Source organism: Nitrospirillum pindoramense (assembly GCF_007827955.1).
GTDB lineage: Bacteria > Pseudomonadota > Alphaproteobacteria > Azospirillales > Azospirillaceae > Nitrospirillum > Nitrospirillum amazonense_B.
The window spans coordinates 154,394-179,104 of sequence record NZ_VITR01000012.1; the positions used below are offsets into that span (position 1 = coordinate 154,394).

Below are 24,711 nucleotides of genomic sequence, written 5' to 3' on the forward strand. Positions count from 1 at the left end.
TATACGCGCCAGCGGCCGCCGCCTGTCGTTCCCTGGGGGATTTTCCCCGGCAAGGCGGGGTTGAGGGCGCCGACGTCCCGTCAGCACGGCGTCAGCTTGACTGTGCCATCGTTGCCACGCGCTGATCAACCTGGGTGCCGACCATCATGACCGTCCTCACCGCCGCCCTGCTGCCCGAATCTTCCGCCAGTCCATGGGCGGCCTTGCCCGCTTGCGGCGTGACGTCCGGGGCCATTGCCGGACCATCGGTGATGGAGCACCGTACTCAGCCCGCACAGGCGGATCACGGCTTCGGCCACCACCGTCCCGTCGGCCTGCCGGCCCTGCTGCTGGCGCTCAGCGCCGCCCTGCCGGCCAACGGCTTGGGGCGGGTCGCTGGCCGACTGCTGGGACCGGTGGTGCGCACGATGGTGCCCTTGCTCTATGGCTCCATCATCGATGTGACGGTGGACGGGACGCGGCGGCGCCTGCATGTCCGCGACCATGCCGACGACCGCCGTGTCTTGGCGCTGCCCCGTCATACGGCTGCCCAGGCCCGTGCCCGGATGGCTGCGGCCCTTCCGTTGGACGGTGTCTTTGTGGATGTCGGCGCCGGCACGGGCCTGCACACCTTGGCCGCCGCGCGCCATCTGGGACCGCGCGGCCGGGTGCTGGCGGTGGAGCCCAACGCCGCCACCCGCGACCGGTTGGCCGTCAACCTGTCCCTGAACACGCTGGCGGCCAGCGTCACACTGGTGGAGGACGCGGTGGGCCCGGCCTGTGATGGGCTGGTCCTGGCGGCGGGAAAGCGTAAGCCCGTGGCGGCGTCCTCAGGCTGGGATGCGCCGCCGCCCGCCCTGGTGCGGGCCCGCCCCTTGCTGGATCTGGTGCGGGCGGCCGGCCTGGGACGGCTGGATGTGCTGCGCCTGGGCATGAAGGCCGGTGCCGACCTGGCGGTGATCTCTTTCCTGCAGGCCGCCCCCCCGGCGCTGCGGCCCCGGCTGATCCTGGCCGACCGTTGCGGCGCCCGGGGCTGGGGTACGGATTTGGCCGCGACCCTGGCGCTCCACGGCTACCGCGCCTGTGGCGATACGCCGGATACCCTGCTGTTCCAGGGGGATGCCGAGAGCGACAGCGGCGCCCTGTGGGAACCGGATGACTGGTCCCTGGTCGCCTCCTGATTTGCCCCCCCAAAGGAAAGGGCCCGCCGAAGCGATTCGGCAGGCCCTTTCCTTTGGTCCTGGACGGCCTTTGGTCCTGGACGGTGTGTCTTCCAGGGGGCTCAGCTTCGCTTGACCCCCGCCATGGCGGCGTGCAGGCGGGACATCATGGACTGGCGGGGCCGCAGGTTCCGCAGGGCCAGGTAGATCACCGGCGTGGTGTACAGGGTGATGAACTGCGACACCAGGAGGCCGCCCACGAGGGCGACGCCCAGCGGCTGGCGCATCTCCGCCCCTGTGCCGCCGCCAACGGCCAGGGGCACGGCGCCCAGCAGGGCGGTCAGCGTGGTCATGGTGATGGGGCGGAACCGTTCGCGGCACGCTTCCGTGATGGCGTCCACCGGGGACATGCCCCGGATGCGCTCCGCAGCCAGGGCGAAGTCCACCAACATGATGGCGTTCTTCTTTACGATGCCCATCAGCAGGATGATGCCGATGAAGGAGATCATCGACAGCTCATACCCCGTCACCATCAGCGCCAGGATGGCGCCGATGCCGGCGGACGGCAGGGTGGACAGGATGGTGAGGGGCTGGGCCCAGCTTTCATACAGCATGCCCAGCACGATGTAGATGGTCACCAGTGCCGCCACCAGCAGCAGGGGCTGGCCCTGGTTCTGCTGTTGGAAGATGCGGGCGATGCCGCCCACCTCCACCCGCATGGAGGCGGGCATGGCCAGTTCCGTCACCGCCTGCTGCGCCCGTGACAACGCGTCCACCTGGGCCACGCCATCGGCCAGGTTGAAGCTGAGGGTGGAGGAGGGATACTGCCCCTCGTGGTTCACCGACAGGGGTGATTCCTGCACCTTGACCTTGGCGAAGGTCGACAGCGGCACCATGCCCGCCACCGACTTCACGTAGATCCGCACCAGGTCTTCCGGCCCGGTCTGTTCGTTGGGCGTGGCTTCCAGCACGACGTGGTACTGGTTGCGCGCGCCGTACAGGGTGCTGACCTGCTTTTGGCTGAAGGCGTTGCCCAGGGCCGCGTCCACATCTGACGGCGTCAGGGCCATGCGTGAGGCCAGGTCGCGGTCGATGACCACCTTGGCGTCCAGGCCGGCCTTGTCCTGGTCGGAACTGACGTCCTGGAAGTAGTCCGGCAGTTCCTTCAGCCGGGCCACCAGCTTGGGCACCCATTCATAGAGGTCGTCGAGGTTGTCGCTCAGCAGCGACACCTGGAACTGCGAATCGCTGCTGCGGCCGCCGAACCGCAGATCCTGCTCCGCCTGCAGGAAGACCTGCAAGGCTTCCAGCTTGGCGAACTTGGGCCGCAGGCGGGCGATGACCTGGTCGGCGGTGGCGTCCCGCTGATTGCGGGGCTTCAGCGAGATGGTCATGCTGCCGGTGTTGGCGCTGCTGCTGCCAGGGCCGCCGCCGCCGCCGCCGGTGGTGCCGCCGATGGCCGCCACCGCCGGATCGTCGGCGATGATCTTCACCACCTCCTGCATGCGGCGTTGCATGGTCTGGAACGAGGTGTCGGCGGAGGCGCGGACGCTGCCGCGCAACAGGCCGGTGTCCTGCTGCGGGAAGCCGCCCTTGGGCACCACGCCGTAAAGGTAGATGGTGCCGAAGATGGTGCCCAGCGCCACGAACAGCATGATGACCCGGTGGCGCAAGACCCAGCCCAGGCCCTTCATGTACAGGTTGGTGGCGGCGTCCAACGGCCGGCCCACCCAGCGGTCGGCCCAGTTGGCCTTGCGCTCCCGGGCATGGTCGATGAAGCGGGCGCACATCATGGGCGTCAGGGTCACCGACACGATGCCCGAGACCAGGATGGCCGCCGTCAGGGTCATGGCGAATTCGTGGAACAGCCGCCCCGCCAGCCCGCCCATGAAGATGATGGGCACGAACACGGCCACCAGCGACAGGGTCATGGACACGATGGTGAAGCCGATCTCGCGCGCGCCGTCCAGGGCCGCCTGCAAGGGCGGCTTGCCCATCTCGCGATGGCGGACGGCGTTCTCGATCATGACGATGGCGTCGTCGACCACGAAGCCCACGCTGATGGTCAGGGCCATCAGCGACAGGTTGTCCATGCTGTAGTCCAGCAGCCACATGACGGCGAAGGTGCCGGCCAGCGACAGGGGAACGGCGGTGGCGGCGGCCAGGGTTGGCGCCAGGCGGCGCAGGAACAGGCCCACCACCAGGATGACCAGGCCGATGGAAATCAGCATGGTGATCTGCACGTCGTCCACGCTGGCGCGGATGGTGGCGGTCTGGTCGTTGACGACGTTGATCTCGATGCCGGGCGGCAGCCATTTCTGGATCTGGCCCAGGTTGGCCTTGATCAGGTCCACCGTCTTGATGACGTTGGCGCCCGGCTGCTTCAGGACCGACACCAGCACGGCCGGCTGGGTGCCGAACCACCCCGCCTGGCGGATGTTTTCCGAGCTGTTCAGCACCGTGGCCACGTCGCCCAGGCGGAAGACGGTGCCGGTGGCGGTGCGCACCACCAGGTCGCGGTAATCCTGCGCCTTCAGCATGGTGTCGTTGGTGGTCACCGTCATCAGCGTGTCTTCGCCGTCCATGGTGCCCACGGGCTGGCTGACATTGGCGTTGGTGATGGCGGTGCTGATGTCGGCCAGGCTGATCTTGCGCGCGGCCAGGGCGTTCACGTCCACCTGCACGCGGATGGCGGATTTCTCGCCACCGGCGGCCGAAGCCTGGGCCACGCCTTCGATCTGGGACAGCCGCTGGGCCAGGATGCCGTCGGCGGCGTCGAAGATGGCCTGGTTGGTCAGGGTCTTGGACGTCAGCGCCAGCGTCATGATCGGCCGGCCGTTGGGGTTGGCCTTGCGGAAGATGGGCTGGCTGGTGAGGCCGGAGGGCAGGTCCGTGGCCGCCGCGCTGATGGCGGCCTGCACGTCGCGGGCGGCATCCGAGACCGGGCGGTTGACGTCGAACTGCAGGATGATGGTGCTGACGCCCAGCGACGTGGACGAGGTCATCTCGTTCACGCCGGCGATCTCGCCCAGGTGCCGCTCCAACGGGGCGGTCACCGTGGCGGCCATGGTCACGGGGTCGGCCCCCGATTCCCGGGCCTGGACGAAGATGATGGGCAGGTCGGTGTTGGGCAGCGACGCCACGGGCAGGAAGGCGTAGGCCACCGCCCCCACCAGCGCCAGGCCCAGGGCCAGCAGGGCCGTGCCGATGGGCCGGCGGATGAAGGGTTCGGAAATGCTCATGGGATGGCCGCCCTCACTCCGCCAGGCCCGTCAGGGACGGGGGGGCGTTGGGGGGCGGCACGTCCTCCGTCCGGTCGCCGCCGGTGCGGCGGGCCACCCAGGCGCGCAGCCGCTCCATGTACAGATAGATCACCGGGGTGGTGTACAGGGTCAGCAACTGCGACAGGATCAGGCCGCCGACGATGGTGATGCCCAGGGGGCGCCGCAGCTCCGACCCCGTGCCATGCTCCAGCGCCAGGGGAAGCGCGCCCAGCAGCGCCGCCATGGTGGTCATCATGATGGGCCGGAAGCGCAGCAGGCAGGCCTCGACGATCGAATCGTGGGGGGACTTGCCCTCCACCCGCTCCGCCTCGATGGCGAAGTCGATCATCATGATCGCGTTCTTCTTGACGATGCCCATCAGCAGCACGATGCCGATCAGGGCCACCAGCGACAGGTCGTTGCCGGTCAGCCACAGGGCCAGCAGGGCACCGATGCCGGCCGACGGCAGGGTCGACAGGATGGTCACCGGGTGGATGATGCTTTCATACAGGACGCCCAGCACGATGTAGATGGTGACCACGGCGGCGGCGATCAGCCACGGCTCGCTGGCGATGGACGTCTGGAACTCAGCCGCCTCGCCGGCGAAGGACCCGGTCACCGTGTCCGGCATGCCGATGTCCCGCTCCGCCTTGGTCACGGCATCCACCGCGTCGCCCAGCGACTGGCCCTCGGCCAGGTTGAAGGTGACGGTCAGGGCCGGGAACTGCGCCTGGTGGTTCACGGTCAGGGGCGCGCTGGTGGTTTCGATCCGGACCAGCGAGCTCAAGGGCACCTGGGTGTTGGTGGTGACCTGGGTGCTCTGCGCCACGGCGTTTACCGACACGGGGCCGCCGGTGCTGGGCACGTACAGCCGACCCAGCGCCTCGGGATTGGTTTGCAGCTTGTCCGGCACCTCCAGCACCACGCGGTACTGGTTCATCTGGGCATAGATGGTGGAGATCTGGCGCTGGCCGAAGGCGTCGTACAGCACGTCGTCGATGCTCTGGATGCTGACGCCCAGGCGGGCGGCCAGATCCCGGTCGATGGTCAGCATCACCTGGCGGCCGTTGGTCTGCTGGTCACTGGCCACGTCGCGGAACTGCGGCAGGCTGCGCAGCTTGGCCACCAGCTTGGGTGCCCATTCCGCCAGTTCCACGCCGTCGGCGTCGGCCAGGGTGTACTGGTATTGGGTGCGGCTGGCGCGGGCGCCGATCTGGATGTCCTGCACCGATTGGACGTAGACCTCGCCCTGCACGCCCGACAGCTTGTGGCTGAGGCGCACGGCGATGGCGTCGGCGTTGTCCGAGCGCTCGTCCCGCGGCTTCAGGCCCACGGACAGGTGGGCGGTGTTGGGCGTGGGGTTCACGGTGCTGGCGCCGGCGAAGCTGGTCACCGACACCACGTCGGGGTCTTTCGCCACGATGTCGGCCACCTGCTGCTGCAGGCGGCGCATGGACGCGAAGGAACTGTCCTGGTCGCCGTCCACCGTGATGGCCAGGATGCCGGTGTCCTGGCTGGGCAGGAAGCCCTTGGGCATCCACATGTACAGCACGACGGTCAGCACCAGGGTGCCGATGGCCACCAGCAGCGTCAGGAACTGGAAGCGCATGACGACGGCCAGGGTGCGTCCGTACAGCTTCAGCATCCAGTTGAAGCCGGCCTCCGTCCATTCCAGGGGCGAATAGCGCGCCCAGCGCGAGCGGCGCTGATGGGCGGCCTGCTCCGCGGCGTGGCTGCGCAGCAGGCGGCCGCACATCATGGGCGTGACGGTCAGCGACACGACGGCGGACGCGACGACGGCTATGGTCAGGGTCAGCGAGAATTCGCGGAACAGGCGCCCGATGATGCCACTCATGAACAGCAGGGGGATGAACACCGCGACCAGCGACACCGTCAGCGAAATGACGGTGAAGCCGATCTGCTTGGCGCCCTTGTAGGCGGCGGGCAGGGGGGCCTCCCCCGCCTCGATGTAGCGGATGACGTTCTCGATCATGACGATGGCGTCGTCGACGACGAAGCCGGTGCCGATGGTCAACGCCATCAGGGACAGGTTGTCCAGGCTGAAGCCGCACAGCGCCATGACGCCGAAGGTGACGATCAGGGACAGCGGCAGGGCCACGGCCGGGATGATGGTGGCGCGGCCGGACCGCAGGAAGGCCAGGATGACCAGCACGACCAGCACGGTGGTCAGCACCAGGGTCTGCTGCACGTCGCGGACGGAGGCGCGGATGGTTTCCGTGCGGTCGGCGACGATGGTCAGCTTGATGCCGGCGGGCAGGGCGGCCTGAAGCTCCTTCAGCTTGTACTTCAGCCGATCGGCCGTCTCCACGATGTTGGCGCCGGGCTGACGCTGGATGTCCAGCAGCACGCCCTGCTTGCCGTTGAACCAGGCGCCCACGCGGGCGTTTTCCAGGCCCCGGGTCACCACGCCCACGTCCTTCAGGTGGACGGGGGCGCCGTTCTTGTAGGTGACGATGACGTCGGCATACGCCTCCGCCTTTTCGATCTGGTCGTTGGCGGTGATGGTGTAGGCCTGGGCGGCACCGTCGAAGCTGCCCTTGGCCTGGTTGACGTTGGCCTTGCCCAGCGCGGTGCGGATATCCTCCATGCTCAGGCTGTACGCGGCCAGCCGTTCCGGCTGGATCTGGATGCGTACGGCAGGGCGCTGGTTGCCCTGCACCGTCACGCGGCCCACACCCGACACCTGGCTCAGCTTCTGCGCCAGCAGGCTGTCGGCCGTGTCGGACAGGGTGGCGATGGGCAGGGTTTCCGACGTCAGCGCCAGCGACAGGATGGGCGGATCGGCCGGGTTCACCTTGGCGTAGGTGGGCGGGTAGGGCAGCGTCTTGGGCAGGGTGCTGCCCGCAGCGTTGATGGCCGCCTGCACGTCCTGCGCCGCGTCGTCGATGTTATGGCCGAGGCCGAACTGCAACGTGATGTTGGATACGCCGAAGCTGGAGATCGACGTCATGACGTCCAGCCCGGGAATCTGGCCCAACTGGCGTTCCAGCGAGGCGGTGATCAGCGTGGCCGTGGTGTCGGCGCTGGCGCCCGGCAACTGGGTCGTGACCTGGATGACGGGGAAGTCCACTTCCGGCAGCGATGACACCGGCAGGGCCTGATAGCCCAGGACGCCCACCAGCACGATGCCGATCGCCAGCAACGTGGTGGCGATCGGCCGGGCGATGAAGGGGGCGGAAACGTTCATCGCGGCTGACCGCCCTGGCTGTTTCCTGGCGCGGGCTGGCCACTCGCCGGCTGGCCACTGGGCGTTTGATTGGCGTTGGGCGCGCCCTGCGCCGGATCGGCGCTTGGCTGGCCGCCCTGGTTGCGGCGGCGGTGATGCTCGCCCTCGGGCCCGGCTTGGCCGTTGCCGCCCAGGCCGCGGCGATGTTCACCGGCCGCCGGGGGGACGCCATCGCCGCCCGAGGCGGACGGAGCCGCGCCGGCGATGTTGATCTTGGCGCCGTCCTGCAGTCGGTCCTGGCCGTTCACCACCACGCGCTCGCCCACCTTCACGCCGTCAGACAGGGCGGACTTGTCGCCTTCGTTCAAGGTGACGGTGACCAGGCGCGGGGTGACGGTGTTGTCGTCGTTGACGATGTAGACGAAGGTGCCGTTGGGGCCGTGCTGGATGGCGGACGCCGGCACCACCGCCAGCTTGGGCTTCACTTCCAGCAGCAGGCGCATGTTGACGAAGCCGCCGGGCCACAGGCGGTTGTCCTTGTTGGGGAAGGTGGCCTTCAGCTTGATGGTGCCGGTGGTGGTGTCCACCTGGTTGTCCAGGGTGGTCAGCGTGCCCTTGTCCAGTTGGCGGCCATCGGAATTGACGGCCAGAACGCTCAGGGTTTCGCCCTTGGCCAGGTGGCTGTTGATAACGTCCAGCTGCTGCTGCGGCAGGGTGAAGGTGCCGGCGATGGGCTGCATCTGGGTGATGATCACCAGGCCGGTGCTGTCGCTGGAACTGACGATGTTGCCCACGTCGACCAGGCGCAGGCCGGTGCGGCCGTCGATGGGGGCCTTGGTAACGGTCCAGTCCAGGTTGGTGCGGGCGGTTTCCACGGCCGCCTGATCGTACTTCAGATTCGCCTCATACTGGGCGACGGTGGCCTTCTGGGTGTCGTAGGTCTGCTGCGTGCCGTACTTCTCCGCCGCCAGGGCGCGATAGCGCTCCAGGTCCAGGCGGGCGTTGGCCAACTGCGCCTGGTCCTGCGCCACCTTGGCCACGGCTTGATCGTATGCCGCCTGATACAGGCGCGGATCGACCACGGCCAGCACGTCGCCGGTCTTCACCGTCTGTCCTTCGGTGAAGGCGACCTTGGTCAGCTGGCCGCCGATGCGGGTTCTGACCGTGACGGTGTTCAGCGCCTGCACCGTGCCCAGGCCGTCCAGGTAGACCGGCATGTCGGCCAGGACCACCGGCGTCACCGCCACCGTGGGAATGGAAAAGCCGCCGCGACGTCCGCCAGGACCACCCGGCGGTCCGCCCATGGGGCCTCCCGGGGGCGGGCCACCCATGGCCCCCCGCGCATCCTGGCTGCCCGGCTTCTTGTGCATCACCCACCACGCGCCACCCCCCAGCAGCACCACGACCAGGGCAGACACCCAAACACTGCGTCGCATCGAAATCCCAACCTTCCCGATGATCTCTAGAACCGGGGTTTATACGCCGGCCAGCCTGAGATCCTGTTGTCCCGTCTATTATCGTCTATTGTGTGGATGGCTATGGCCGGTGAGATAGGGAATGGCCCGTACCCGACTGCCCCGCCTGGTGTTTCGCGCTTCCTCTTACCCTGAAAAGCCACGGGCGTCAGCACCGCTTGCGCCCGTCGGCACCGGTCCGCTTTCGCTGATCCGCCAGGTGGTTGCCCCGCCGGGCCGTCCCTGCCCGGGCATGACCGTTTTATGGCATCCGCCGTCCTTCGTCCCCCGCGCCAATCGGCGCATGGCGCCAAAGCGGGGCCGTTGGCGTCCTGCCGGGGCAAATGTTTTTGCATTGCGGCAAATTGCGCTTTTGTTTGGGGTTGACGCAGGTCCCCCTGCCGGTTTATTGGCGGGCCGTCGGTTGTCCTTCGCTGTTTGGAACTTCTGGTTCCGGATGACGGGCGGCACACCGTCAACCCCACAGATAGCCACCCTGAGAATGAACCCTCGACCTAGTGAGAGCGGCGCGGACCCGTTTGGCCGGACCCATCCGGCGCGACTGGGCGCTTCAGACCGCCAGCCGGGACAGGGGTGTGGGTGGGCGCGTCGGACCCCTTGCTGAGACGGGGGCGCCGCCGCCCCCATCCTTCACCTCGTCCCCGCCGGGCACCGGCCGCGTGACGGAGGCAGCAATGGCCCTCAACAAGACCCGTTTTTCCGCCGGGACCGATTCCGTGGCCGCCGTCATGGCGGCGGGGCCCCGGGCCGCGCAGGCCCAGCGCGCGGCGCACTCTGGCCATGGCCTCACGCTGGTATGGCGGCAGGATGCCGTCGGCCGCCCCGTCATGGGCTGGATGCTGATGCGCCGCCCGGTGGCCGCCAATGACGTTGCCGCCAACGACGCACCGTCGGAGGGCCGAACGCGGCACGCCTTCTGACCGGCGTTCGATTCCCGCGGCCTTTTCCGATACCACCGGCGAAGGGGGGAATGGCTGATGACCATGCACGTCCTCCACGGCGGCCGTGACGGGCTGGGATCTCCCAGCCCGCTGGCCCGCCTGGCGCCGTCCCGCTGGGACATGGTGGCCCTGCCCCTGGTCCTGGGCCTGCTGGCCCTCATGGTTTTCGGCGGGCACGAGGTGGCGCAGCCGCTGTCGCAGCTGGAACGCACCCCCATCACCCTGGATCCCTGGACCCTGCCCTACTACGCCCTGCGCACCACGCTGCGCATGATGGCGGCGCTGGGCGCGTCCCTGCTGTTCACCCTGGTCTACGCACCGCTGGCGGTGAAAAGCCAGCGGGCCGGGCAGATCCTCATCCCGGCGCTGGACATCCTGCAGTCCGTGCCGGTGCTGACCTATCTGTCCTTCACGGTCACCTTTTTCCTGGGCTTGTTCCCCGGCCAGGTGGTGGGGGCGGAGATGGCGTCCATCTTCGCCATCTTCACCAGCCAGGCCTGGAACATGACGTTCAGCTTCTACCAGTCGCTGCGGACGGTGCCATCCGACCTGGAAGAGGTGTGCACGGGCTATCACTTCTCCACCTGGCAGCGCTTCTGGCGGCTGGAGGTGCCCTTCGCCATCCCCGGCCTGGTCTGGAACATGATGATGAGCATGTCCGGCGGCTGGTTCTTCGTGGTGGCGGCCGAGGCCGTGACCGTGGGCAGCACCACGATCACCCTGCCGGGGGTCGGCGCCTATCTGGCGCTGGCCATCGAACAGCGTGACCTGAGCGCCATCGGCTGGGTCATTCTGACCATGCTGGGCGTCATCATCCTCTATGACCAGCTGCTGTTCCGGCCGCTGGTGGCCTGGGCGGACCGGTTCCGTGCCGACACCGTCCAGGCGGAACAGCGCCCGACCTCCTGGGTGCTGACCATGGTGGAGCGCTCCGCCCTGTTCCGCGCGCTGGGCCGGCCGGCCGGCGGGGCCGCGCGCGCCACCCTGCGCTGGCGTTTCCCGTCCCTGCCCAAGCTCAAGCTGTCGGCGCCGCGGCTCAGCCCCCGCGCCATCAAGATCGGCGATTACGTGTGGCAGGGGGCGCTGGCCGCCATGGCGATCTACGTCGCCGTGGACGGCATCCGCTTCATGGCCACCGGCGTCACCTGGGGCGATGTCGGCCATGTCGTGCTGCTGGGTCTCGCCACCATGGTCCGCGTGATCGTGCTGATCGTCCTGGCCGCCATCTTCTGGGTGCCGGTCGGCGTGATGGTCGGCATGCGGCCGCGCCTGGCGGCCATCGTGCAGCCGCTGGCCCAGTTCCTGGCCGCCTTCCCGTCGAACCTGTTCTTCCCCGTGGCGGTCGCCGTCATCGTGCACTGGACCCTGAACCCGGACATCTGGCTGTCGCCGCTGATGATCCTGGGGACGCAGTGGTACATCCTGTTCAATGTCGTGGCCGGGGCCCAGGCCTACCCCGTGGACCTGCGCGACGTCATCGCCAACCTGCGCCTGCGCGGCTGGCGCAAGTGGCGTGACGCCTTGCTGCCCGGTGTCTTCCCCCACCTGGTCACGGGCGCAATCACCGCCAGCGGCGGCGCCTGGAACGCCAGCATCGTGGCGGAAGCCGTGTCCTGGGGTGACACCCATGTGCAGGCCCGCGGCCTGGGCGCCTACATCGCCCAGATGACGACCGACGCCGATTTCCCCCGCCTGGTCCTGGGCAACGTCGTCATGGTCTGCTTCGTCGTGCTGTTCAACCGCTTGGTCTGGCGCCCGCTCTACGGGTACGCCGAACGCCGCCTGCGTGTGTCCTGAGGACACGGGAAGGAGACCGAAATCATGAACCTGACCCCGAAGTCCCTGCGGGCCGCGATGGGCACCCCCCTGGGCGTGACCGCGCCGGCCGACCTCGCCACCGCCGGCGTGGCCCCGCGCACGCCGTCCAGCAACGCCCCCATCCTCACCGTGCGCGGCGTCAGCAAGCGCTATGACGCCGACCCGGACAGCCCCCTGGTGCTGGACAAGGTGGACATGACGGTGGACCGGCGCGAGATCGTGGCCCTGCTGGGCCGGTCAGGCTCCGGCAAGTCCACGCTGCTGCGCATCATCGCCGGCCTTTTGTCCTCCACCTCCGGCCAGGTGTCAGTGGCGGGCAAGCCGGTTTCGGGCCCGGCCAACGACGTGGCCATGGTCTTCCAGTCCTTCGCCCTGTTCCCCTGGCTGACCGTGCTGGAGAACGTGCAGGTGGGGCTGGAGGCGCGCGGCGTCCCGCCGGCGGAAATGCGCCGCCGGGCGCTGGCGGCCATCGACCTCATCGGCCTGGACGGGTTTGAGAACGCCTACCCGCGCGAGCTGTCGGGCGGCATGCGCCAGCGCGTGGGCTTCGCCCGCGCCCTGGTGCTGGACCCCGGCATCCTGCTGCTGGACGAGCCGTTCTCGGCCCTGGACGTGCTGACGGCCGAAACCGTCCGCACCGACTTCCTGGACCTGTGGGCGGACGGGCACCTGGCCATCGGCGCCGTGCTGCTGGTCACGCACAATATCGAGGAAGCGGTGCAGATGTGCGACCGCATCCTGGTGATGTCCTCCAACCCGGGCCGCGTGGCGGCGGAGATCGAGGTGACGCTGCCCCATCCGCGCGTCCGCACCGATCCCGCCTTCCGCCAGATGGTGGACCACATCTACGGCCTGATGACCCGCCGCCCCAAGGCGGCCCCCGGCCCCGCCGAGACGCTGGCCGCGGGCCTCAGCCTGCAATTGCCGCACGTGTCGACCAACGTGCTGGCCGGCCTGATGGAACTGGTGGACGGCGCGCCGCATAACGGCGTGGCCGACCTGCCGGTCATCTCCTCCGCCCTGCAGATGTCCACGGACGACCTGCTGAAGGTGGCGGAAACCCTGCAGATGCTGGGCTTCGCCGAGGTGGTGGAGGGTGACATCCGCCTGTCGGCGCCGGCGCGGCAGTTCGCCCAGGCCGAGCTGGACGTGCGCAAGCGGCTGTTCGCCGATCATCTGCTGCAACGCATTCCCCTGGCGGGCCACATCCGGCGCGTCCTGCAGGAACGTCCCAACCACCGCGCGCCCCGCGCCCGTTTCGAGACGGAGCTGGAGGACTACATGTCCGAGACGGCGGCGGATGAGACGCTAAAGGCCATGATCAGCTGGGCGCGGTATGCCGAGGTCTTCGCCTACGACGGCGATACCGAGCAGTTCCACCTGGATGCGGAAGAAGAGGCCTGATGGGGGACTGCCGGGCGCCGCGCCATCGGCCAGGATGCTGATTTCAGCGGCGCGCGACGGAAGGACTTGGCAGAACGGGCCGCCGGTGATGCACTGCGCGGCCCGTTCCCTTTTCCGGAAGATGCCCATGGTCCGTCCCGTTTCCCGCCGCCTGTTCGCGCTCGCCCTGATCGGGGCGGGATTGTGGGGGAACGCCGCCGGGGCGGTGGGGCTGCCATCCACGCCGGCCAAGCCGGTGACGGACACCTATTTCGGGCAGGTGGTGACCGACCCTTATCGTTGGCTGGAGGATTGGTCCGATCCCGTCGTGAAGCGGTGGTCCGCCGACCAGAACGCCTACAGCCGCGTCTACCTGGACGCCGTGCCCCAGCATGCCGCCATCAAGGCGCGGCTGACAGCCCTGATCGCGGCCACCCCGACTCGCTATTCCGGCGTACGCGCCGCCGGCGGCCATCTCTTCGCCCGCCTGACCGATCCCCGCCTGCAACAGCCGCAAATCGTCATGATCGACGACTCGATGGCCACGGCGCCGTCGCGGGACCTGCCCGTCCGCGTGGTGATCGACCCCAACAAGATCGACCCGCGCGGCTTGACCGCGGTCGATTGGTTCGTGCCCTCGCCCGACGGCCGGCTGGTGGCGGCCAGCCTGTCCACTGGCGGCAGCGAGAACGGCAGTGTCCATGTCTTCGACGCCGCCACCGGCGCGGAGGTGGGTGACGTCATTCCCCGCGTGCAATACCCCACCGGCGGCGGCGACCTGGCCTGGTCCGCCGATGGCAAGGGCTTCTGGTACACCCGTTATCCGGGTGAGGAGCGCCCGGAGGCCGACCGCCATTTCTTCATGCAGGTCTACTGGCACCCGCTGGGCGGGGACCCGCGCAACGACAGTTATGTGCTGGGCCATGACTTCCCCCGCATCGCGGAGGTGGAGCTGGACAACCGCGAGGGCACCGGCCCGCTGGTCATCTCCGTCGCCAATGGCGATGGCGGCGAGTTCGAGCATTTCCTGCTGCCGGCATCCGCCGGTCCCACCGGCACACCGGCGCGGGTCACCCGCTTCGCCGACAAGGTGGTGGCGGTGACGCCCGGGCCGGATGGCGCGCTATACCTGATTTCCCGTCTGAACGCGCCTGCGGGCCGCCTGCTGCGTCTGGCGCCGGGGGACACGGATCTGGCCCATGCCAAGCTGCTGGTGCCGGAGGGCAAGGCGGCGCTGCTGTCCGACCGGGGCTCCCGCTCCCTGGCGGTGACGGACAACCGCCTCTATTTGCGCCGCATCGAGGGCGGGCCGATCAGCGTCGCCATGGTGGCACCAGCCACGGGCCAGCCCCTGGGCCCCTTGCCGCTGCCACCGGTGTCCGCCAACCATGAACTGGTGCCCTTGGCCGGCGGGCGCGTGCTGTATGACGTCACCACCTATCTCAGGGCGCCGCTGTACGCCGTTTATGACGAGCGGCGGCAGAGCATGGATGAGACCAAGCTCACCGCCTCCGGCGGGCTGGACTTCGGCGATGCCGAAGTGGTGCGCGATGCCGCCATCTCGGCGGACGGGACCCAGGTGCCGGTCACCCTCATCATCCCCAAGGGCGCCCGCAAGGGCGGGAAGGCGCCGGCGCTGCTGACGGGATATGGCGGTTTCGGCATCAGCCTGACGCCGGGGCAGCTGGCGGCGGAACAGCGGCTGTGGCTGGATGCCGGCGGCATCTACGCCATCGCCAACCTGCGCGGCGGGGCGGAATTTGGCGAGGCCTGGCACGATGCCGGCCGCCTGACCAACAAGCAGCACGTCTTCGATGATTTCGCCGCCGTGGCCCGCCTGCTGGTTCAGCGCGGTTACACCGATGCCGACCATCTGGCCCTGATCGGCGGCAGCAACGGGGGGTTGCTGATGGGCGCCACCTTGACCCAGCATCCGGAACTGGCCCGCGCCGTGGTGGGCAACGTGGGCCTCTACGACATGGTCCGCACCGAACTGGACCCCAACGGGGCCTTCAACATCACCGAATACGGCACGGTGACGGACCCGGCGCAGTTCCGCGCCATCTACGCCTATTCCCCTTATCACCATGTCACGGACGGCACCCGCTATCCGGCCGTGCTGCTGACCACGGGGGAGAATGACGGGCGGGTGAACCCCATGCATTCGCGCAAGATGGTGGCGCGGCTGCAGGCGGCCGACCCCGCCGGCCTGCCCATCCTGCTGCGCACCACCGCCAATGCCGGGCATGGGCATGGCAGTTCCCTGGCGGAGCGGGTGGCCTTGTCGACCGACATCTATGGTTTCCTGTTCGACCAGTTGGCCATGACCCTGCCGCCGGCGGCCAAGTGACGGCTGTGCGGATGCTTTAAGGCTGTCGCGGGCGGGACGGGTGGCCCATAGTAGGGGCCTGTTTTTCCTCACGCTGTTCCGCCCCTATGGGTCCGCCTGGTGCCATGACGTCCTTGCCCGCCATTCCGCCATCCCTTTCCCCGCTGGGGTCTGGGATGGACTGGCTGGACCCCGCTTGCCGGCTGGTCCAGGACGGGCAGGCGCATGGCCAGGCGGACCTGATTGGCTGTGCCCGGGACTTAAGGGCGCGCTGGGGCGCCGTGGGGCCGGTGGCGGCGGTGGCGGCCACACCGCTGGCCGTGGCCACGGCCCTGATTGCCGCGCGCATGTCGAACGTCCCGCTCTTCCTGCTGCGCGGTGCCGATGTGCCGCCGGGGGTGGACGCCTTGGTTCATGCGGACGGTACGGTGACGCGCCTCAACAATGGCGCCGGGGCTTCCGCACCAGGCTTTTCCCTGGTGCTGGAAACGTCCGGCACCACGGGCGCCCCCAAGCGCCTGCGCCACGATTTCGGGCGCCTGATGGCGCGCATCCAGCCGGGGCGCGGGCAGGGCTGCACGTGGTTGGCCACCTTCGATCCAGGCGGCTACGCTGGCCTGCAGGTGCTGCTGACCGTGCTGCGGGGTGGCGGCACCCTGGTCGACGGCGCGGCCCATGACGTACCGGCCCAGGCCGAGCGCGCGGCGCGACACGCGGTCACCCACATCAGTGCCACGCCCAGTTTCTGGCGGGCCTTTCTGCTGACCGGAAAGAAACCCCCACTGAAGGCGCTGACCCTGGGGGGCGAGGCGGTGGATCAGGCCCTGCTGGACCGCTTGGCGGCGGCCTTCCCCGACGCCACGCTACGTCATATCTATGCCAGCACCGAGGCGGGCGCCTTGTTCGCCGTGTCCGATGGCCGCGCCGGCTTCCCCGCCGCCTGGCTGGAGACGGGCGTGGAAGGGACCGACCTTGCCATCCGCGACGGCGTGCTGCATGTCAGAGGGCCCCGGCTGGCCGTCGCCCTGGCCGATGAGCGCCTGCTGACGGACGCCGACGGCTGGTACGCCACCGGCGACCGGGTCGAGGTGGTGGGCGACCGGGTGCTGTTCCGGGGGCGTGAGGACGGCGTGGTCAATGTCGGCGGGGTGAAGGTCGTGCCGGACGCGGTGGAGGCGCTGATCCAGGCGGTACCCGGCATCGCCGACGCCGCCGTCCGGGTGCAGGCCAGTCCCATCACCGGGCATCTGCTGACGGCGCAGTTGGTGGCGACCCCAGGTCAGGACCCGGCCGTCCTTCGGCCCTTGGTGGTGGCGGCCTTGGCCGGCTTGTCGCCAGCCGCGCGGCCCCGCCGACTGGAATTCGTTACTGAATTGGAACTATCCCCGTCTGGAAAGAAGAAGCGGGTGCAGGCATGAGTGATCACATCATCGTCACCGGCGGCAGCCGGGGGCTGGGTCTGGCCCTGGTGCGCGCTCTGCTGGCGGACGGCTGGCGCGTCTCCACCTGCGCCCGCAGCGCCACGGCGGAGGTGGAGGAACTGGCGGGCCAGCACGGCGACCGCTTCCTGTTCCAGGTGGCGCAGGTGGGGGACGCGGCCCAGGTGACGGCCTTCGTCGACGCCGCTGCGGCCTGGGCCGGCGGCCTCTACGGCCTGGTCAACAACGCCGGCATCGCACGCGAGGGCATCCTGGCCACCCTGCCGCAGGTGGAAATCGACTCGCTGATCCAGACCAATCTCAACGGCGCCATCCAGGCGGCGCGCGCGGCCCTGCGCCACCTGCTGCGCCGGCCCGCCGGCGCCAGCCCGGCGGGCGGACGCATCGTCAACATCTCCTCCATCATCGGGCAGCGCGGCTATACCGGCCTTGCCGCCTATGCCGCCACCAAGGCGGGGATGGACGGCATGACCCGGGCCCTGGCGCGTGAGGTGGGGCGGCGTGGCATCACCGTCAACTCGGTGGCGCCAGGCTATCTGGAGACGGAAATGTCGTCGACGCTCAGCGCCGGCCAGCGCGACCAGATCATCCGGCGGACCCCGTTGGGACGTTTGGGGACGGCCGATGATGTCGTGCCGGTCGTGCGCTTCCTCCTGGGACCGGCCGCCGCCTATATTACCGGGCAGACCCTGGTGGTCGACGGCGGCATCAGTTGCTGAGGGGAGGATATTAATGGCCTTGGCCCGGTTGAACGGCGTGGCGGTACGGGGCATCGTCTCGGCACTGCCGGCCCGGGTGGAAGACACCACGGACCTGGCCGTCCGCTTCGGGGAAGACGCGGCGCGGCGCCTGGCCACGGCCACCGGCATCCATGCCCGCCATCGGGTGGCACCGGACCAGTGCACCTCCGACCTCGCTGTGCCCGCCGCGCAGGCGCTGCTGCGGGGGCTGGGCTGGCCGGCTGACAGTGTCGACCTGCTGGTCTTCGTCAGCCAGACCCATGACCAGGTGCTGCCGGCCACCGCCTGCCTGGTGCAGCGGCGGCTGGGCCTGCCCAAGACAGTTGCGGCCTTCGACCTGTCGCTGGGCTGCTCCGGCTATGTGTATGGCTTGTGGGCCGCGGGCTCGGCCCTGGCCACCCTGCTGCCACGGGCGGATGGCCGTCCGGCGCGGGCCCTGCTGCTGGTCGGGGACACCACCACCCGTCTCCTGGACCCGGATGACCGGGCTGTCGCCCCGCTGTTCGGCGACGCCGCCGCCGCCACGGCGCTGGAAATCGACCCCGCCGCCGTCCCCATCACCGTTGATCTGGGGACGGACGGCGCCGGTGCCCCCTACCTCATGGCGGCGGGCGGGGCCATGCGGGCGCCGGACCAGCCGGCCCGGCTGTTCATGGATGGCACCCAGGTCTTCGCCTTCACCCTGCGTGAGGTGCCAGCCGCCATCGCCGCCACACTGGCCGCGGCGGGCTGGTCGCCGGCGGATGTCGACCGCTTCGTCCTGCACCAGGCCAATGAGATGATGATACGCCGCCTGGGGCAAAAGATCGGCGCCACGGAGGATAAGCTGGTGCTGGCGCTGGCCCGCCATGGCAACACCAGTTCCGCCTCCGTACCCCTGGCCCTGACCGACGCGATGGCCGGCATGCTCAAGGCGGGGCCGGCCCGGGTCCTGCTGTCGGGGTTCGGGGTCGGCTGGTCCTGGGCCACGGCGGCGGCCACCCTGGGGCCGCTGGCCGTATGCGAAACCCTGGTGCTGCCCCCCTGAGGGCGGCCCCGCTTGGGCCGGGCGGCCGGCCTTATACGCGCGGCATTTGATCGTGACCTCTCAAATGCGCCCTCAAGCGCCGGGCGGCGCCTAGGCTTGTCCTCGCTGCGCCCTGCGGTGCCCGCTCCGGCGGCCCCCGTCGGGGGGCCTACAGCGACACGAGTCACTATCTCGTGCCGCTGGTATTATTCGTCGATGGACGGGGCGGCCACTTTGCGGCGGCGGCGCACCACCTCCACCGTCGGCTTGGGCGCCGGGGGCGCGTCCATGGTTTCCTTGATGTCGAACAGCTTACGGCACAATTTCAGGGCACGGTAATTGTTGCCCTCCCGCACCAGGGTCTGCACCTCATCGAACAAGGCCTCCTTGTCCGGATGCTGGGCGCGCGCCTCTTCCAGAATCGCGGCGAAGTGAACCATGTTGGTCGCCGCGTCTTCGGGGAAGATGTAAATCAGCTGAATGACGAAGTAGAGCCGCTTTTCGATGGTGTCGCAGTTCTCCTCCTTCAGGATTTCCCGGCCGCGCAGGAAATTCACTTTGTTATAGAAGAACAGCGAGACGGGGTGATCGCCGATGCCGATGACGGCGCCGTTGACGATCAGCTTTTCTCCCGGGCGTAGCACCAGTTTCAACGGCACGGGGCAATCCTTCCTTAGAACGCGGTCCCAGGCCCGGGGCCCGGGTTGGGACTCCGGCCTCAAGGCCGGGGCGGGCAGACCATTAAACGAATGGGGGCGGTCCTCGCATGCGGGGGCCCCTGTAGCCGGCCGCGTTTTATGGGACGCACAGCCGGTGATGGATTGGGTCCCTCCGCGAGCGGATGCACGCCCAAAGGCGAGTCCGCCCTCGGGCGACCCGCTCTAGGAATTACGGCAGCGGACCCCGTCCGGTCATCAAAAAACCGCTGCCCCCCGAACCCCGCGACAAAAAAAGAAGGTGGCGGACGTCGCCGTCCGCCACCTTCCGTACTTCCACGCTGTCGCTGATCTATTAGAACAGCTTGAGGATGGACTGCTGAGCCTGGTTGGCCAAGGAGAGGGTGGTGACACCCAGCGACTGCTTGGTCTGCAGGGCCAGCAACTGGGCGCCGGCTTCGTTCTGGTCCACCTGCGTCAGGTTGTCGGCGCCATCCTGCAACACGTTGTTGAACGCGCTCGTGAAGTCGGAGCGGGTCTGGACGATGTTCAGGTTGGTGCTGAGCGTCTGGGAGGCGGCGCGCAGGACGTTGGTGGCGTTGGTCAGCTGCGCCGAGGCCTTGTCGATGTCCGCCCGGTCCAGGAAGTTGTTCTGGGCGTAGTCGATGGCCAGGCCTTGGCCCGAGGTGGTGATGTTGGTCGCCGCAACGGTGATGCTGCTGCTGTTGTCCGCGTTGAACTGGACGCTCAGGTCGTTCGACGTACCCGCCGCCGTGGTCTGCGCGGTGGTGACGTTCGCCGCACCAGCGGCACTCGCCGCCAGGATGACGTTGCTCGCGGCCACGTTCAGTCGGACGGTGCCGGTGCTGAACGAGAAGGCGTTTTCACCATCCGCCAGCTTGGAGTCACCCCGCTGGTTGGCGCCGGAACGGGTCACGGAGACACCGTTCAGGTCGGTGGCGGTGACGGCGACGTCCACGTTCTTTTCGATGGTGGAGGTGCCGTTACCATTCGTGCCCAGGGCTTCCAGCGACGCGCGGTCGACGGTGAAAGACACCACGGTACCCGACGAGAAGGAAATGGAAACATCCTTCGTCAGGGCGTTGGATGCCGAGGTACCCAGGGTGAAGGTGTTGGCGGTGCCAGTGGTACCGGGCGCCGACAGCGTGAAGCTGTTGGAAGTACCACCGGGATTCGAAGCCGTGAAGGTGGACAGCGAACCGCCGGCGGCCGTAGCCGCATTGATCTTGTTGTACAAGCCAACGGCGATGTTCTTCTCACGGGTGGCAGCGTCAGACGCCGTCACGTCACCGGCCGACGCGGTGTAGGTGAAGGAGGTGCCGTTGACCGTGGCGGTGAAGGTGTCGCCCTTATCGACGTTGCCGGTGATGGTGATCGTCGACGTCTGCTTCGTGCCGGACACGCCGGGGGTGGACAGCGTGTTCGAGACCGCCTGGGTGTTGTCGAAGAAGTTGATGGTCCGCGACTCGTCGCCTTCCGTCACCACCACGCTGCGGGTCTGGCCGACCGCGCCGCGCGTCTGGATCGAGATGTCGGAGAAGTTGCCGGTGGTGCTGCTCAGCTTGCCGGAAACCTTCAGGCCGAACACGCCACGCGCCGTCTCGGCATTGGCGATGTCGCCGGCGTCGCCGGTGATCGCACCGGTGCCGGAGACGCGCACCGAATAGGTGTCGGCCGAGGTGATGTTGGTGACGCGGGTGTTGGAAATCGCCGTGATGGAGTTGGCCGTGGCGACCGAGGTCGAGGTGGCGGCGAAGGACTGGCCATTACCGGCGACCAGGTTCTTGCCCGAGTAGCCGCTGTCGCCAGCCAGCTTGTCGATCTGGTCCTTGATGCCGTTGAACTGGTCGGCCAGCGACTTACGGGTCGCGATGGAGCTGGCGTCCGTACCCAGGTTGGAATACGCGGTCGTCAACAGGCCCTGGGCCTGGGTGACCAGCGACTGGATGGAGGTGATGCCCTGGCTGCCCGCCTTGATGGTGTTGACGGCTTGCGTCATGCCATCCTTCAGGGTGGACAGATCGCTCGCGCGCTGATTCAGGCTCTGCGCGGCGAAGAAAGCAGTGGGACCGTCAAGGGCGGAATTGACCTTGTTGCCGGTCGCCAGCTGGTTTTCCAGCTTGCTGGTAGCGGTATTGGTCTGCTGCAGCAGCAGCAGGTTGGTCCGCATGCTGGACGAAAGCTGAACGGCGTCAGACATAAGAAATCTCCTTTGGAGAGGGTATGTGTCGCCCGAATTTTTCGGGCACGGTAAGTGATGACCTGTTTCTGCGACGGAGTCAAGGCGCGATTGATAAAATTTTAGACATTCTGTCCACGCCCCTGGGGGCTATCGTCGCGCCAGTCTCTGCCGTCAGCGTTTAATACAGTATCAATCGTTGAGGGAACATTAACATGGATCAAGCTGGGAAGGTGGATTAACCCGGATCGCTAGATCGGTGGCGACCTGCCGCATGACCGGGCCCCAATCATCGCGCGTTTCCTGCCGATACAGCCGCGCGCTGGGATACCAGTCGCTATCGGTCCGCCCCAGGCCCCAGCGCCAGTCGGGCGACCGGGGCAGGACCACCCAGACGGGACGGCCCAGGGCGCCCGCCAGGTGCACCGGCGCCGTGCAGGAACTGATCAACAGATCGACTTCCATCAGGATGGCCGCGGTATCGGCGAAATCCTGGATATCCGGGGCCAGGTCGGTGAAGGCGTCGGGAAGGGGGGTGGTGGTCAGGTCGCGCCGCCCGTCCCCCATCTGCAGACTGAAGAAATGGGCGCCCGGCACCTGAAGCACCGGCGCGAACGCCGGCAGGCGGGGGGAACGCCAGCGGTCGCCGGTGAAGTTGGGATTGCCGGCCCATACCAGCGCCACCTTCAAGGCCCCCCGCAGGGGGGAGGACCTTGCTGTGGCCTGTGCCAGCCGATCACGCCACCGCACCCGCAGCGAGTCGTCGGCGTGAAGGTAGGGCACTTTGCTGGGAATGGGGGTGACGCCGGCTTGGAACAGACCGGGCAGGCTCATGATCGGACATTGCAGATCGAAGGGGGGCAGCGGCTGGTCGGTGGGTGCCAGCTCCAACCGGCCGGGCTCGACCAGATCCTGCATCAGGCCGACCAGCTCCGGCGGCGTCTCCAGCAGTACCCGTCCCCCCATCGCCGCCACCGCCGGCAGATACCGCGCGACCATCAGCACATCACCCAGGCCCTGTTCGACATGCACCAGCAGCGTGCGGCCAGGGAAGGGCGTGCCCTCCCAGGCGGGGCGGTCGAAGGTGCGCAGGGGATTGGTGCGGCTGTGGCGGCGCCATTCGTAGAGCGGCCAGCCCTGGGCGAAGCGTCCCAGCAGCAGCGACACCAGCGCCAGGTTCCAGTTTGCCTCGACCCCGCTGGGATGGATCGCCAGCGCCCTTTCCGCCGCCGCCGCCGCGTCCTCGAACCGTCCCAACTCATAGAGGACGGCGCCCAGCGCGGTCCAGGCGCGATGAAAAGAGGGATCCAGGGCCAACGCCCGGTGATAGGCGTCGGCCGCCCCGTGCAGGTCATCCACGGCATGCCGGCCCATGCCGACGTTCAGCCATCCGCCCACGAACGCGGGGTTCAGCCTTACGGCCTCTTGATAGGCGGCCAGGGCCTCGACCGGCTGGTTCAACTCCGCCAGGACCGTCCCCAGGTTGGTGTGCAATTCCGGCACCTTGGGGAACAACGCCAGCGCCTGGCGATAGCGGGCGGCCGCTTCGTCGAGCCGCTTCGCCGCCTTCAGCGCACCGCCCAGATTGGATAGGGCCTCGCCATAGCGTGGGTCGGCCGCGACAGCGGACTCGAAGGCGGAGATCGCCTCCTCTCGCCGCCCGGCCGCCAGCAAACCGGCGCCCAGGCTGTTCCACAGCGTCGGCTTGGGCGACAGGCCGGCGGTCCGCAATACGGCCACGGCCTGCTCATCATGCGACAGTGCCGCGGCCATGTCCCCGCGCGCCCGAAGGGCTTTGGCCCCCTCCTCCAGCATTTCCGCGAGGGCGGCCGCGGCCTCGCCATGCCTGGGCTCCGCCGCCAGCACCTCGCGATACAAGGTTTCGGCGGTGGCCCGTCCGCCCATGGTCCGGTGCACGGCGGCGAGGAGGGCGGTGATGACCGTCGCCTTTGGCGCCAGGTAACGCGCCCGTTCCAGGCGGGGCAGGGCCGCGCCAGGGTCGCCACGCAGGTGGGCCGCCGCCCCCCACAGGAACAACGCCTGCACATGGTCAGGCGCCATCGCCACGACCCTGCCGTACAGCGCCTCCGCTTCCGCCAGGCGGCCGGCATCATGATGGCTCAGCGCCAGCGTCAGCGTGTCTTCAACGGTAGCCATGGTGATCGTGCCATCCCGGCGCTGCGCATGCGGTTGTGGGGGCAGCATGGCCGGCCCGGCCCCGGCGTTTCAAAACAAATCGCGCGGAAAGGGCCCAAGAAGGCTCAGGAGGAGGGGTATGAAGAAACCTGCGGAGGGATGCGCTCAGGCCATCACATTCACGGCGGCCGCGCCCAAGGTGACGGCGGCAACGGTGGCGCTGATCAGGGCACTGCCGGAGCCGCCTGTAGAAGCGCCCCCTAGGGAACCGCCTCCTATGGAACCGCCGCCCGTGGAACCTCTGGACGTCGCCGTTCCGCCGCTTGACGAACCGGCGCTGGCACCGGCTGACGCGGCCGTCGTGTCCGTGGCCCCGGTTTCCGAGGGGACGTTGGACGGCGCCGCGACGTCGGCCACAAGCGGATTCCCGCCCTGATACCGCGCCGCCCCCGTGGCCCGCAGGCGGTACTGTTCCACCACATGGCGGGAGGGAATCTGATACTCCACAGCGCCCGTGACACTATCGCGGAACTGGGTGATGGCGATGGCCGCCTGGCTGTCATAAGACACGACGGGGCTGATGTAGGCGGGGGCCGAAAGGCGCGGGGCCGTCTCCCCGCCCGAGGCCGTTCCGGCCGCCGTATCGGTGCCCGCCTTGGTCCCGCCCGGCTCAGCCGTGGCGTCGTTGGCGGCATAACCCAGGGTTCCCACAGTCCCGTTGGGGACCTGGGCATAAGCAGAGCCGGTGCTCAACACGCCATCCAGTGCCATGGACTCGGGTCCTTGGTTAGGAGACAAAGGAAATATTCACCATCCCCCGATAAAGGGGACATGGGCAGGCCAGGAAGACATCGGTTCAATCCCCTTGTTCCACCCTTGGTGCCGAGGGCCTTACCGGAAATGAATTCCTGCGAAAGAGCCGATGGCGAGGGGGCCGGGGTGGCGGATTCACGCCACGATAAATTTTTCAACAACAACTTTAACAAAATTGACGCCGCT

At 68.4% G+C, this 24,711-nt stretch carries 15 protein-coding genes; 8 read left to right on the forward strand and 7 right to left on the reverse strand.

Translation table 11 applies throughout. The features are described from left to right. The first annotated feature begins 146 nt into the window (after positions 1-146). Positions 147-1,160 (forward strand): FkbM family methyltransferase, encoded by a 1,014-nt coding sequence (locus FBZ90_RS19785; RefSeq protein ID WP_145734710.1) that lies wholly within the window; start codon positions 147-149, stop codon positions 1,158-1,160. Between the two features lie 101 nt (positions 1,161-1,261). On the opposite strand, the gene FBZ90_RS19790 is transcribed toward FBZ90_RS19785, so the two are convergent. The 3 genes from FBZ90_RS19790 to FBZ90_RS19800 are packed head-to-tail and all read right to left on the reverse strand — an operon-like array spanning position 1,262 to position 9,025. Then, complete coding sequence (locus FBZ90_RS19790) at positions 1,262-4,381, reverse strand: efflux RND transporter permease subunit (RefSeq protein WP_145734711.1); 3,120 nt, start codon at positions 4,379-4,381, stop codon at positions 1,262-1,264. A gap of 13 nt (positions 4,382-4,394) precedes the next feature. After that, a complete protein-coding gene (locus FBZ90_RS19795; protein WP_145734712.1) occupies positions 4,395-7,610 on the reverse strand; it encodes an efflux RND transporter permease subunit in 3,216 nt (1,071 codons plus the stop codon). Continuing rightward, entirely contained in the window at positions 7,607-9,025 is a 1,419-nt protein-coding gene (locus FBZ90_RS19800; RefSeq protein WP_145734713.1) for an efflux RND transporter periplasmic adaptor subunit, read from the reverse strand. Before FBZ90_RS19800 ends, FBZ90_RS19795 begins: the two co-directional genes overlap by 4 nt. 713 nt (positions 9,026-9,738) lie before the next feature. Here FBZ90_RS19800 and FBZ90_RS19805 point away from each other — a divergent pair. The 7 genes from FBZ90_RS19805 to FBZ90_RS19835 all read left to right on the forward strand — a co-directional run bounded on the left by FBZ90_RS19805 (position 9,739) and on the right by FBZ90_RS19835 (position 18,741). Continuing rightward, positions 9,739-9,984 carry a hypothetical protein gene (locus FBZ90_RS19805; protein WP_145734714.1) on the forward strand — a complete coding sequence of 82 codons (246 nt, stop codon included), beginning with the start codon at positions 9,739-9,741 and terminating at the stop codon, positions 9,982-9,984. A 57-nt stretch (positions 9,985-10,041) separates the two neighbouring features. Beyond that, positions 10,042-11,802, forward strand: coding sequence for an ABC transporter permease (locus FBZ90_RS19810; protein WP_338121740.1), 1,761 nt, complete (start codon positions 10,042-10,044; stop codon positions 11,800-11,802). Between the two features lie 24 nt (positions 11,803-11,826). Beyond that, positions 11,827-13,227 carry an ABC transporter ATP-binding protein gene (locus FBZ90_RS19815; protein WP_246130543.1) on the forward strand — a complete coding sequence of 467 codons (1,401 nt, stop codon included), beginning with the start codon at positions 11,827-11,829 and terminating at the stop codon, positions 13,225-13,227. A gap of 127 nt (positions 13,228-13,354) precedes the next feature. Beyond that, on the forward strand, positions 13,355-15,556 hold the full coding sequence (locus FBZ90_RS19820; protein WP_246130545.1) for a prolyl oligopeptidase family serine peptidase: 2,202 nt from the start codon (positions 13,355-13,357) through the stop codon (positions 15,554-15,556). A 104-nt stretch (positions 15,557-15,660) separates the two neighbouring features. Next, positions 15,661-16,953: an AMP-binding protein gene (locus tag FBZ90_RS19825; RefSeq protein ID WP_246130547.1), complete on the forward strand. Its 1,293-nt coding sequence runs from the start codon at positions 15,661-15,663 to the stop codon at positions 16,951-16,953. Continuing rightward, a complete protein-coding gene (locus tag FBZ90_RS19830; RefSeq protein ID WP_145734715.1) occupies positions 16,950-17,693 on the forward strand; it encodes an SDR family NAD(P)-dependent oxidoreductase in 744 nt (247 codons plus the stop codon). The genes FBZ90_RS19825 and FBZ90_RS19830 overlap by 4 nt, the downstream gene beginning before the upstream one ends. Before the next feature lie 13 nt (positions 17,694-17,706). Continuing rightward, a complete protein-coding gene (locus FBZ90_RS19835) occupies positions 17,707-18,741 on the forward strand; it encodes a ketoacyl-ACP synthase III (RefSeq protein WP_145734716.1) in 1,035 nt (344 codons plus the stop codon). A gap of 185 nt (positions 18,742-18,926) precedes the next feature. Here FBZ90_RS19835 and FBZ90_RS19840 read toward each other — a convergent pair whose 3' ends face one another. From FBZ90_RS19840 to FBZ90_RS19855, 4 genes are all read right to left on the reverse strand, one after another. Then, complete coding sequence (locus tag FBZ90_RS19840) at positions 18,927-19,379, reverse strand: flagellar biosynthesis repressor FlbT (protein WP_145734717.1); 453 nt, start codon at positions 19,377-19,379, stop codon at positions 18,927-18,929. A 352-nt stretch (positions 19,380-19,731) separates the two neighbouring features. Continuing rightward, positions 19,732-21,597 carry a flagellin N-terminal helical domain-containing protein gene (locus tag FBZ90_RS19845; RefSeq protein ID WP_145734718.1) on the reverse strand — a complete coding sequence of 622 codons (1,866 nt, stop codon included), beginning with the start codon at positions 21,595-21,597 and terminating at the stop codon, positions 19,732-19,734. Positions 21,598-21,786: 189 nt separating this feature from the next. Further along, positions 21,787-23,733 (reverse strand): tetratricopeptide repeat protein, encoded by a 1,947-nt coding sequence (locus FBZ90_RS19850; RefSeq protein WP_186455942.1) that lies wholly within the window; start codon positions 23,731-23,733, stop codon positions 21,787-21,789. Between the two features lie 144 nt (positions 23,734-23,877). After that, positions 23,878-24,483 carry a hypothetical protein gene (locus tag FBZ90_RS19855; protein WP_145734720.1) on the reverse strand — a complete coding sequence of 202 codons (606 nt, stop codon included), beginning with the start codon at positions 24,481-24,483 and terminating at the stop codon, positions 23,878-23,880. Positions 24,484-24,711 lie beyond the last annotated feature (228 nt).